7 protein-coding genes are annotated in these 11,679 nt (G+C 62.0%); 2 read left to right on the forward strand and 5 right to left on the reverse strand.

Translation table 11 applies throughout. The annotated features are described in order from the left end of the window. Positions 1-374 precede the first annotated feature (374 nt). From VGE08_RS02335 to VGE08_RS02355, 5 genes are all read right to left on the reverse strand, one after another. Positions 375-1,613 (reverse strand): anaerobic sulfatase maturase, encoded by a 1,239-nt coding sequence (locus tag VGE08_RS02335; protein ID WP_331066239.1) that lies wholly within the window; start codon positions 1,611-1,613, stop codon positions 375-377. A gap of 2 nt (positions 1,614-1,615) precedes the next feature. Then, on the reverse strand, positions 1,616-3,985 hold the full coding sequence (locus VGE08_RS02340; protein ID WP_331066240.1) for an arylsulfatase: 2,370 nt from the start codon (positions 3,983-3,985) through the stop codon (positions 1,616-1,618). Positions 3,986-4,155: 170 nt separating this feature from the next. Beyond that, positions 4,156-5,658 carry an indolepyruvate oxidoreductase subunit beta family protein gene (locus tag VGE08_RS02345; protein WP_331066241.1) on the reverse strand — a complete coding sequence of 501 codons (1,503 nt, stop codon included), beginning with the start codon at positions 5,656-5,658 and terminating at the stop codon, positions 4,156-4,158. Continuing rightward, positions 5,658-7,784 carry an indolepyruvate ferredoxin oxidoreductase subunit alpha gene (locus tag VGE08_RS02350; RefSeq protein WP_331066242.1) on the reverse strand — a complete coding sequence of 709 codons (2,127 nt, stop codon included), beginning with the start codon at positions 7,782-7,784 and terminating at the stop codon, positions 5,658-5,660. Before VGE08_RS02350 ends, VGE08_RS02345 begins: the two co-directional genes overlap by 1 nt. Positions 7,785-7,786: 2 nt before the next feature. After that, entirely contained in the window at positions 7,787-8,572 is a 786-nt protein-coding gene (locus VGE08_RS02355) for a cyclase family protein (RefSeq protein WP_331066243.1), read from the reverse strand. Positions 8,573-8,667: 95 nt separating this feature from the next. On the opposite strand from VGE08_RS02355, the gene VGE08_RS02360 reads away from it, so the two are divergent. Both VGE08_RS02360 and VGE08_RS02365 read left to right on the forward strand, forming a co-directional pair. Beyond that, a complete protein-coding gene (locus tag VGE08_RS02360) occupies positions 8,668-9,132 on the forward strand; it encodes a MarR family winged helix-turn-helix transcriptional regulator (RefSeq protein ID WP_331066244.1) in 465 nt (154 codons plus the stop codon). 144 nt (positions 9,133-9,276) lie between these two features. Then, entirely contained in the window at positions 9,277-11,673 is a 2,397-nt protein-coding gene (locus VGE08_RS02365) for a TonB-dependent receptor (protein ID WP_331066245.1), read from the forward strand. The last annotated feature ends 6 nt before the right edge of the window (positions 11,674-11,679 follow it).

Raw genomic sequence — 11,679 nt, forward strand, 5'->3', positions numbered from 1 at the left:
GGTCACACGGCGGTCAACACGCGCGCGATTTCGTGACCCGGCGCGCGCTGTGGCCAACAATCGAAATGCTGCAATTTCCTTGAATCAGCGAGCGTTTCCCCGGGGTGCCCGCGGTCACAAGAGCATGACCACATGAACAATTGGACTAACATCAATGGCACTTAGTTAGCGCCCTCTAGTGGTTGGTGGTTGGTGGTTGGTGGTTGGCGGTTAGCGGTTAGCGGTTGGCGGTTAGCGGTTAGGGCAGAACGGAGGCCACATTTCTGGCTAACCGCTATCCGCTATCCGCGAACCGCTGCGACAAAGACGGTTAATTAAGCACCATCGGAACCAACAGCCCTATGGACGTGCCAGCCGGGCAAGCGTGGACATGTCTACTCGGTCGGCAGCGAGCTCACGATGCGATCGATGATCGGGCCAGCATGCGCGTAGAAGCGCCGATAGCCACTGCACAGATAGTTGAGGCCCGGCTGGCCGTCGGGCGTGCTCAAGAGTCGGTTCTTCGGGCATTCACCCCAGCAGTCTCTGAGATGCGGACACGCCTTGCAGAAGTCGGTCAATGACTCCCGCTTGCTGATACCGAACTGAATCTGTGCGCGACTGAACGCGAGCGAGTCGAGCGAGTGCTCACGAATGCTGCCGAGCCGGTACTGCGGATACACATAGTGATCGCAGGCGAAGACGCTGCCATCGTGCTCGATCGCGAGATTCTTGCCGCAGAAATCGTTGGTGACGCACATCTGCGCTCCCAGTCCCAGGCGAACCGATACCATGCTCTCGAACCAATTGACGAGCACTCGACCGACATCGTGCGCACACCATTGATCGAACACTTGCACCAGGAACTCGCCCCACTCATCGGCGTCGACCGACCAATCGTGAACTACCGAGTCCGGCGTGCCCGGTCGCGCGGCATCGCTGCCGATGCGCGGAAACTTGCGCTGCACTTGCAGTCCGGGTGAACGTGTCTTGAAGTCGCGTGGCTCGACCACCGGCAGGAACTGCACGCGAGTCGAGCCGACCTCCCGCGTCAGGAATTGATAGACATCGCGGGGGTACGCCGCATTGATGCGGTTGACGCAGGTCAATGTCGCAAAGGGAACGTCATGACGCTGCAGCAAGCGCGCTGCAGCCATGACCTGAGCGTGCGTCGGTCGTCCGCCTTTGGTAGTGCGAAAGCGATCATGCAGTTCCTGCGGCCCATCGATCGACAGGCCGACGAGGAAGTCGTTGCGCTTGAGGAACGCACACCAGTCATTGTCGAGTCGCGTGCCATTGGTTTGCAGATCGTTGACGACCTTCCGCCCCGGCAGCGCATGCTTCGCTTGCAGCGTAACGATCTTCTCGAAGTATTCGATGCCGAGCAGCGTGGGTTCGCCTCCCTGCCACGTGAACACCACCTCGGGTCCGGCATTGCCAGCAATGTACTGAGCGATGAAACGCTCCAGCATTTCATCGCTCATCGCCGGCCGCACCGGTTGGTGCAGCAGTTGCTCCTTGCTCAGGTAATAGCAGTACGTGCAATCCAGATTGCACAGCGCCCCGACCGGCTTCGAGAGCACATGAAACCGCCGGGCACCGGCCGGCAGGAATGGAACGATCGCCTCTGGCACTGCTACAGCAAGCTCAAGCGCACTTGCTTCAACACGCCGGAGTAGATGAACGGCGATGCGTACTGCGCGCTCACGGCCGTGCCTCGATCGCGCCCGATATCGAATGTTTCGGTCGTTTGCCAACCACCGGTGCGCGTGAACGCGCCTTCCGTGACGACTTTGCCGTTGATCTCGAGTTTCACGTCGCCTCCCGACCAGCGCTCTTTGCTTCGAGGCGTAAACGTGACGGCAATCGTCACGTCACCGGCGGGCAGCGGCTCGGTCGCGACCACTTCTTCAATCGACTTCGCATAGAAGTTGCTTGCATAGGTCAGCCGCCCCTCTTTGACGAACAGCGAGAAACCCCCGAGTCGACCGCCGGCCGAGACGATCACGCCATCGGCCCCGCTGGCAGGAACCGTCAAATCGGCCTCGAAGCGATGCGCCCGCGTCAGCGGCGGCACGCCATTACGCACCGAGATCGGCGCTTGATCGGCGTGGTAGGTGAACTGCTTCAGGTTGGCAATGACGTTCGGCCGCACGCCCGGCTGGAACGCCGTGGGGATTTGCAGAGGCAGCACATTGTTCCGGCGCGCCTCTTCGTCGAAGGCGCGCTGCAATTCCGCCAGCTTCTCGGGATACTTCTTGGCCAGGTTCTTCGCCTGACTGAAGTCCTCAGCGACGTGATAAAGCTCCCACGTATCCGAGTCGAAATCTGCGCTCCACTTGCCGAACTCCCACAAGATGCCGTGGCGTGCGCTTGCGATCCAGCCGTCCTGGTACATGGCGCGATTGCCCAGGATTTCGAAGTACTGACTGCGGTGAGCTGACGGCACGCGCGAATCCTTGAACGTGGCGGCAAAGCTGTTGCCCGCCAGGGGCAGTTGCTCGACGCCGTCGACCGTCTGCGGCAATTCAATGCCGGAGACTTCGAGAATCGTCGGTACGATATCCGTCACGTGCGTGAACTGCGTGCGAACCGCACCGTTGTCCGCCGTGTGATTCGGCCACGAAACGACCAGCCCGTTGCGCGTTCCGCCGAAATGCGAAGCGACGCCCTTGGTCCACTGAAATGGCGAATTGGTGGCCCAGCCCCAGGCGACGGAATAGTGGTTGTCCCAATTTTCGTTGCCGATCTCGTCGATATGCGCCAACTGTTCCTCGAGCGGATTCGGCACCCCTTGGAATGCATTCGCGATATTGATATCGCTGCCGAGCAAGCCGCCCTCAGCGCTCGCGCCGTTGTCGCCAACCAGGTAGAACACGAGGGTGTTGTCACCCCGCGGACCGGCGCGTGCTGCATCGAGCAGCCGGCCGATTTCATGGTCGGTGTGCTCGAGAAAGCCGGCGAACACTTCGGCCTGACGCGCAAGCAGCCGTTTCTCATCGGCGCTCAAGCTGTTCCAGGCGGGCAGCTGTTTGGGTCTTGGCGTGAGCACGGCATTCTTGGGAATGATCCCGGCAGCTTTCTGACGAGCGAAGATCTCCTCGCGCAGCTTGTCCCAGCCTTGATCGAACTTGCCCCGATACTTGTCGATCCACTTACGCGGCACATGCAGGGGCTCGTGCGTGGCACCCGGCGCGAAGTACAGGAAATAGGGTTTGTCCGCGCCGGTCGCCTGATGCGTCTGAATCCAGCCAATCGCGTCATCGGCGATATCGGTCGTAAAGTGATAGCCCTCAGCAGGAGTCTTCGGCGTCTCGACAAAGGCATTGTTACGAAACACCAGAGGCACCCACTGTGTGGCCGCCCCGCCCTGGAACCCGTAGAAATATTCGAAGCCGAGTCCGTTCGGCCAGCGATCGAACGGACCGCCCGGGCCGTTCTCCCACACCGGAGTGTTGTGCCACTTGCCAAAGCCGGCCGTGCGATAGCCGTTCCGGCGCAGCACTTCCATGATCGAAGCTGCGCTCTTCGGCCAGATCGAGTTGTAGCCGGGATGGGCGGTCGCCGTATCCGCGACGGTGCCGAAACCGACCTGATGATGATTGCGACCACTGAGCAACGCTGCACGTGTCGGCGAGCTCAGTGCGGTCGTGTGGAACTGGTTGTAGCGCAACCCTGCCGCGGCCAGCCGCTCCAAGGCAGGCGTTTGCGCAGGTCCGCCAAACGCACTCGCCGCGCCGAAGCCCACATCATCCAGCATGATCACAATCACGTTGGGTGCGCCGGCCGGGGCCGAAGGGAACGTCGGCCAGCTCGGCTTCTGACTTTCCCCTGGATCGCTCGCCGGCGATTCGGCCGCCTGTCCCTGTGGAGCGCTTAGTGCTGTAGCTGCCAGGCCCGCGCCCGTGAGGCTTCGGACGAAGTAGTTAAAGACTCGATTCGATCGTTTCATTGAGACCGCAGGACCGTGTTGTTGTGCGTATGACGAGTCCACGACAATAGGCATGTCGCGGTTAGCGCGTCGGTACCGCGAGGGTCACAAAGCAGTCACGGAGATGACATGCTGATGGGAGCAGGCTGCCGGACCGCCGCGAGTCGGCCTGCATTGGCGAGGCGCTCGTCCATGCCGCAGCGGCAAGGCGCCAATGACTCTTGTCTAAGAGTGATGACGGCCGGCTATGAGGATAGAGACGGTGATGAAGTCGCGAGCGACAGGTGCGACTGAAGGGATGTGCCACTCTCCTCCGCGAGAGCTTTGGAGCGCGCCTCCGCTACCCACTGCGCGGTGCGCTGGCTCGAGGGCAACGCCTCGTACGTGGCCAGAATGGAGTTGAAGTTGCGCAGGCCGCGCTCGAATGTATCGCCGTACCCCTTGATGAGACGCTGGCAACGCACCCATTCCAATGCCAGCCGCAGGTCCTGCCTGGCGGCCGCTTGCACGACCGCGAGCCACCGCTCGATGCGCTCCTGTTCTTCGTGATAGCGCAGCGAGGCGCGGCGGAAGCGACGAAACTTTGCGAGTGTTCGCAGGATCAGGAACCACCGCAAGCGCGTGGTCTCAACGTGACGCCCGTTCTGAAACATTCGGCCAAGCAGGGACGACAGTCCTTTCGAGCGCAGAATGGCACGTCCCAACGAAGCTGGCAGCGTCTCACAGATTTCCTGCAGGCGCGGGTGCATGAACTCCGTTACGCTCAAGAGCTGATCATTCCCTGCGCGAACTTCGGATCGAACACGCGCAATACGCGTCGCGCGCGTCTTGAGATCCGCCACGCGAATCGTGTCTTCGTAACTCATCCAAAGGGCCAGATGACGCGCGACTTCGGCGGAAAGCTCGAACGGCGCCGTATCGATGCTTGCCATCCTCTCCAAACGATCGAGATACAGCTCCGCGTAAGCCTCGTCCTGATAGTCCATCAAGCGCTGCACGCCATGTAGAGCATTGGCGTGCGCCGCCGCCGGCAACCCACGGGTCAACCGCTCATGCAAGCGTCGCCCCGCGGGCGTCGTTGGTTGCGGCAAAGCATGGCTTGGCTGCAACGGCAGCGCGATGGCCCCGCTGGCCGCTCGAAAACCCTCGTCGAATCCGGCGAGATTGCTTGGCACGGCGATGCCGCTGTCCTTGATGGCCTGCTCGAACGCCTGCCGTGTGAAAGGCAGCACTTCGCTGCCAGCGAGCGCGCCGAACATGACGGCGCTGATGACGCTGCCGGAGCGCTCGGTCGCCGCTTCCATGTCGAAGCCAATGAAACGTTTGGAGCGCTCGCCCGCCGCCTCGACTATTCGCTCACTGGCGCCGCGACCATCGCCCATCGCCGCCTTCTCGGAAATCGCGTAGACGCGGTGCGTGGAGCTGATCAACGTCGTGCGATCCGCATCGACGAAATTGCGGAGCATGGCCCGGCCCGCTTCCATGAGCTCCGATGCAATCACCACGTCGACATCGCCTGGAACCGGCATTTGCGCCATGACCGGCTGGCGACCGCCACTGGCGCGCGCCAACTCGATGTAATAAACGGTGGAGCCGGTGCGCTGAGCGACGCCGGGAACGGAAGTCCCCTGCGCCAGCCAGCCATTGCTCAACGCCACTTGCTGAATCCAGTCGGCCAGCACACCGCCGCCCTGCCCGCCCATGGCCAGGATGGCGATACAGATGCGATTGCGCGGCGGCTTGCTCATCAGAACGCCTTCGCAGCTCGTGCGCGCTCGTCGCGGCCCTGCAGGAAGCCGATCACTGCATTCGCCATGCGCTTGCGCAGGCGCTCCCAGGCTGTCGGGTTGGAAACAATGCGGGCCCGATAGAAACTCGGACACAGCACGGCAGCATGCGAAACCTCGCCACAGAGTCCGCAGCCGACGCAACTGTTCTCGACATGAGCCACCGGATCTTGCCGCAGCGGATCCGGATTGGGCTTGATGGACAACGACGGGCACCCCGACAAGCGAATGCAACTGTGATCGCCCGTGCAAGTGTCGCTATCGACGCCGAAGCGCTCGCGCACCACGCGCTTGCCTTCCTTCATTGCCTTCTTGAACAGCGGCTTCTCGCGCCGCTGTCGATTCAGCATGCATTCCGATTGAGCAACGATGATCTTCGGGCCCTTCTCGGGCGAGGTCATCGCCTCGCGCAACGCGGCCATCATCTGCTTCAAGTCGTAGGTGCGATGGATGGTCTTCACCCACTTTGCCCCGATCCCGCGCACCGCGGTCTCGATGGGGTGACGTGTCGTGCGCACTTTGTTCTCGGCGCGAGAGGAAAGGATGTCTTGTCCGCCAGTCGCGGCGGAGTAGCCGTTGTCGACGATCAACGTGACGCTGTCGTCCTTGTTGAACACGGCGTTGCCGATGCCCGAGGTCAAACCGTTATGCCAGAAGCCGCCATCACCCATCACGGCGATCGCCCGCTTGCTCTTGGGCTTGAACGCCGAGGCACCTGCCGTGCCCAGGCCATAGCCCATGGTGGTGTTGCCGATATTGAAGGGCGGCAGGATGGAAAAGAGATGACAGCCGATGTCCGCGGACACGTGCGTCGGACCAATCTCCCGCTCCAGCAATTTCATCGAAGTGAAAATCGGGCGCTCAGGACAACCCGTGCAGAAGCCCGCTGGACGACCGGGAATCTGGCTTGCTACGGACGCTGGCAGTTGCGAAGTCCGCGGCGGCGGCAGCTCGATATGCGGGGCCCACTGACCGAGGAACTTTCTCAGTCCGTCGATGATCACCTGCGCGGTGTACTCGCCGCTTCGCGGCAGCATATCCTTACCCACGATGCGTGTTTGCAGATCGGCTCGCCGGATCAGTGTATTGAGCTCGTGCTCGATGAATTCCGGTTGGCCTTCCTCGACGATCAGCACCGCGCGCTTGCCCCGGCAGAAGTCGCTGACCTCTTGCGGTACCAACGGATAAGTGACATTCAGACAATAGATGGGCAACTGCGCGTCGCCATACGCGTCCGACAACCCGAGCAGTTCCATGGCGCGATTGAGGTTGTTGTACAAGCCGCCCTGCACGATGATGCCGATGTCTTCGCTGTCGGCGCCAAACCATTCGTTGAGCTTGTTGTCACGAACGAACGCGATGCCCGCGGGCCAACGCTTCTCGACCTTCTCCACTTCGTGAAGAAAGTTCGCCGGTGGCAACACGATGCGATTGGTATCGCGCACTGCCGCGGCGGCGGCGTCGCCCACCTGCATAGGCGGACGCACGTTGTCCTTCGCAATGAAACTGCCCGTCATGTGGCAGGAGCGCACGCGCAGCTCCAGCATCACCGGCGTATTCGATGCTTCCGACAGCTGAAAGCCCTTCTCGACGGCATCGACGATGCTCGGCAGATTGGGCCGCGGATCGAGCAGCCAGATCTGCGACTTCATGGCGAACGCATGCGTGCGCTCCTGCATGATCGAGGAGCCCTCGCCATAATCCTCACCGACGACGATCAACGCGCCGCCGGTTACACCGCCGGAGGCAAGATTCGCCAGCGCGTCGGAAGCGACGTTCGTGCCGACGACTGATTTCCAAGCCACCGCGCCACGCAGCGGATAGTTCACCGACGCAGCCAACATGGCCGCGGCCGTCGCCTCGTTCGCGCTCGCTTCGAAATGCACGCCGAGACTGGTCAGCAGATCGTTGGCATCCGCGAACACATCCATCAGGTGGCTGATCGGCGAGCCTTGATAGCCGCCGACATAAGCCACACCGGATTGCAGCAGCGCCTTGGTGACCGCAAGAATGCCTTCGCCGGTAAATACTTCGCCCGCGCCCGCTTCGAGCTTCTTGACCTCCGCCTTGAAGGAACGCTCGGCCATGGTCAGTTTCCTGGCACAAGTGCCAGCACGCGCAATGGGCTCCCCGAGCCGTCGCGGATCTTCAAAGGAGCGGCCACGATGATTGCGCCGACCGCCGGCAGCTGATCGAGATTGTCCAGGCACTGCAAGCCGTAGCGGCCGGCGCCATGAAACAACGTGTGCGCCGGATACGGAGGATCCAGCAGATGCGCCTGTCCAGCATCGGTGCCAATGGTCTCGACGCCGAAGCCCAGCGCATCGCGCTGCTCGATCAGAAAACGAACTGCCTCGCCCGAAGGCCCGGGCGTATGCGCACCGTCTTCGCGACGGTTGGTGTACTCGTCGCCACTGCGTTTGGACCAGTCGGTTCGGAACAGCACCCAATGGCGTGGCGGAATCTTGCCGTGTGCGGCTTCCCACGCCTGGATATGCTCGGGCTGAAGCAGGAAGTCGGGATTGGCCGCGGCCTCCCTGGAAAAATCCAGCACTACCGCGGGCGCGATGAAATCACGCACTGGAACCTTGTCCACCGAGTTGTTCGGCAACTGAGCGCCGCTCACCCAATGCACGGGAGCATCGAAGTGCGTGCCCGTGTGCTCGCTGACGGTGAAGTTGCTCCAGTACCAGGCGACGCCCTTTTCGTCATAACGGGAGATCAGCTCGCGCGAAAACGGGGCGCACTGTCCGAACTGGGGCGGCAGCACCAGCACGGGCGTGTCTTCGGAGAGTGTTTGCGTCAGGTCGACGACCCTGATCGCGCCACTATCGAGGTCAGCCGCGAAATTCATCAGCTGCCACGTGCCCGACATGCCCACCTCCGCTTATGATCCGCGCTGGTGAATATGCGCCGCGAAACTTGCAAATGCAAGTAAGTCTCGAAAGAACAGGAAGGCGGAATCAGCAAATGGCAAAAGATCTACGTCCCCTCGGCGATCCCGGCTCGAGGTCGTTTCAAGTCGACCGCTACCCGTTCTACCAGCTGAACCGCCTGGTCAGCCGCTACAACTCGGTAATCGAAGCGGAGCTGCGGCGCATCCGGCTCGACATTCCCACCTGGCGGGTACTGATGATCCTCGGCGAGCAGGAACCTCGCCCCATCGGGCAGATCGCCAAGCTCGCGGTCATCAATATTTCGACGCTGATGCGTATCGTGGAGCGAATGCACAAGGCGGACTTGATCAAGTCCGCGGCGAGCGCGACTGACGGCCGCATCACTGAACTGTCGCTCACCGCCAAAGGCCGGACCGCGCTGGCCACCGCCCGCAAGGTCACCGCACCCATTTATCAACGCCTCATCCGCGGCTTTTCGGCCACTGATTTTTCACACCTGCTGGATTTGTTGAATCGGCTGTACGGCAACCTGGAATGACGGTGACACCCGCGGCGCGGACGCAACGGACGCGGGTTCGCTCTTGTACATACACGATTCACTGAACTCCAATCTTGCACGGCGCCCGCTCACCACAATGCCCTCAATTCGAGTCCGGTAGACCGGTCCAACAGTGGGGCAGCAATGAACAGAACCTTGTGCTTGAGCGGAGCCATGCTCGCCGTGACCTTCAGTCTGGCGGCGCAGGCGCAGGTGGAGGAAATTGTCGTCACGGCGCAACGCCGCGAGCAGTCGGCGAACGACGTTCCAATCAGCATCTCGGCCTACACTGGCGATCTGGTGCGCGAGTTGGGTGTGCGTTCGGCCGAAGACCTGCAGATGCTCACGCCCGGGCTGGAAGTCAGCAGCAGCGGCGGCGTCGGCACCAAGGTATGGACCATCCGCGGCGTGGGCTTCAGCGACTACTCCACCGCTGCATCGTCAACGGTGGGCGTGTACGTCGATGAGGTCGCAATCCCCTACCCCGTGATGTCCACCGGCGTGTTCTTCGACGTCGATCGGGTCGAGGTCATCAAAGGTCCGCAGGGCGATCTGTTCGGCCGCAACACCACCGCCGGTCAGGTAAGCATCGTGAGCCGCAAGCCCACCGACACCTTCGAGGTCGGCGCCTCGCTCGGCTTCGCGCGTTATGAAACCGTGGACTTCGAAGGCTTCCTGAGCGGTCCATTCACCGACTCGCTCCGGGGTCGACTCGCAGTGGCCACCACACAATCGGGCAAAGGCTGGCAGCGCAGTGCCACGCGGCCCGATGACCGGCTGGGCGAGATCGACCGGGTCGCGGTCCGTGGCATGCTCGATTGGGATCTGGGCGAGCGCACCAACCTGCTGCTGAAATTGCAGTTGAACGACGATCAATCCGACAACGTTGCACCGACCGCGTTCGACGGCCGTGAGGTGGGTCTGCCGTTCGCGACCTTGCACGGCACGCCGTTCAATGCCAACGGCGAGCTGGAGTCCGCCGTCGCGTTCACTAACGGCAAGAACGAATATGCCGACTGGACCAACGGGCCGGGCAACGCGCTGCGCCCGCAGCGCGACAACCAGCTGCGCAGCGCCGTTGCTCGCTTGAGCTTCGATCTGGGCAACGATATCGAGCTGGTCTCGGTCACCGGCTACGATGAGTTCGAGCGTACTGAAGCCAACGATTGGGACGGCATCGCGCTGCTGGATTCGAGCAACATCAACGTCACGGACATCGAATCGTTCTCGCAGGAAATCCGCCTGAGCCGCACCGGCGAGCGCGTGAACTGGATCGTCGGCGCGTACTACTCCACCGACGACCTGGACGAGGACTACAACTATTTCATGGGCGAGGGCCGCTTCGGCCTGAATCAGCTGAACACGCAGTATCGGCAGGAAACCGACGCGGTCGCGGCGTTCGCCCATCTGGAGTACAAGCTCACCGACCAGCTCGAAGCCATCGCCGGCGTGCGTTACACCAGCGAAGACCGCAAGTGGCGTGGCTGCAGCTACGACCAGACGCCGACCGATCTGCCGGTGGCTGGCTTGCCGCTCAACGTATTCCTGAACAACATCATCAACGGGCCCGGCGTGCTCACACCGAACGGACTGTTGAACGACGGCTTCAACTTCCCGAACGGATTGCCCGAGGTGGTTCCCCTGGCACCGAATGGATGCGGCACCTTCAACGATCTGCCAGGCACTCCGGGCGCCGGCCAGTTCGGCGAGTTCGCCCGCAAGATTTCCGCCAACGAGCCGATGTGGAAGGTGGGCCTCAACTTCCGTCCCAACGACGACGTCATGCTGTTCGGCACGATCTCCGAAGGTTTCAAGTCCGGCGGCTTCAACGGCGCGAACTCCAACACGCATAGCCAGCTGTTGCCGTACAAGATCGAGACTTTGCGCGCCTACGAAGTGGGCGCCAAATCGACATTGTTCGAGCGCACGCTGCAACTGAATGGCTCAGTGTTCTTCTACGACTATCGTGACAAGCAGGAGCGCGAGCCGGCAGTCACGCCGGTGGGCAACATCTCCGGCATCTCCAACATTCCCAAGTCCGAAATCCTGGGCGCGGAAGTCGAATTGACCTGGCGGCCCACCTCCGCCTTTACCGCGAATCTGGGTGTCAGCGTGCTCGATACCGAGGTCAAGGAATGGAATCCGGTCGACGACCTTGCCAGCGCCTATCCGACGGTGGTGCGCAAGGATGCCTCGGGCCTCGAGCTGCCGAACGCGCCCGAGTTCTCGGGCAACCTGATGCTCGCGTACGAAATCCCGGCGGGGCCGCTCGTCGTCACGCCGGCGGTGGATGTGATCCATCGCGGTTCCAGCAGCGGCGACATCACGGCCGAGAACTTTCGCGAGGAGTACACCTTGACGGGCGTGCGCGTGAGCATCGGCCTGGCCGAGAAGTCACCGTGGAGCACGCAACTGTGGGTGCGCAACCTGACGGACGAGCAGTACTACCTGAGCGGCCAGACAGGCGGCAACTTCACGTATACGCGCACGATGGGCATGCCGCGCACCTGGGGCGTGACCTTCCAATACAACCTTCAGTAGTCCACG

Source organism: Steroidobacter sp. (assembly GCF_036406195.1).
Classification (GTDB): domain Bacteria; phylum Pseudomonadota; class Gammaproteobacteria; order Steroidobacterales; family Steroidobacteraceae; genus Steroidobacter.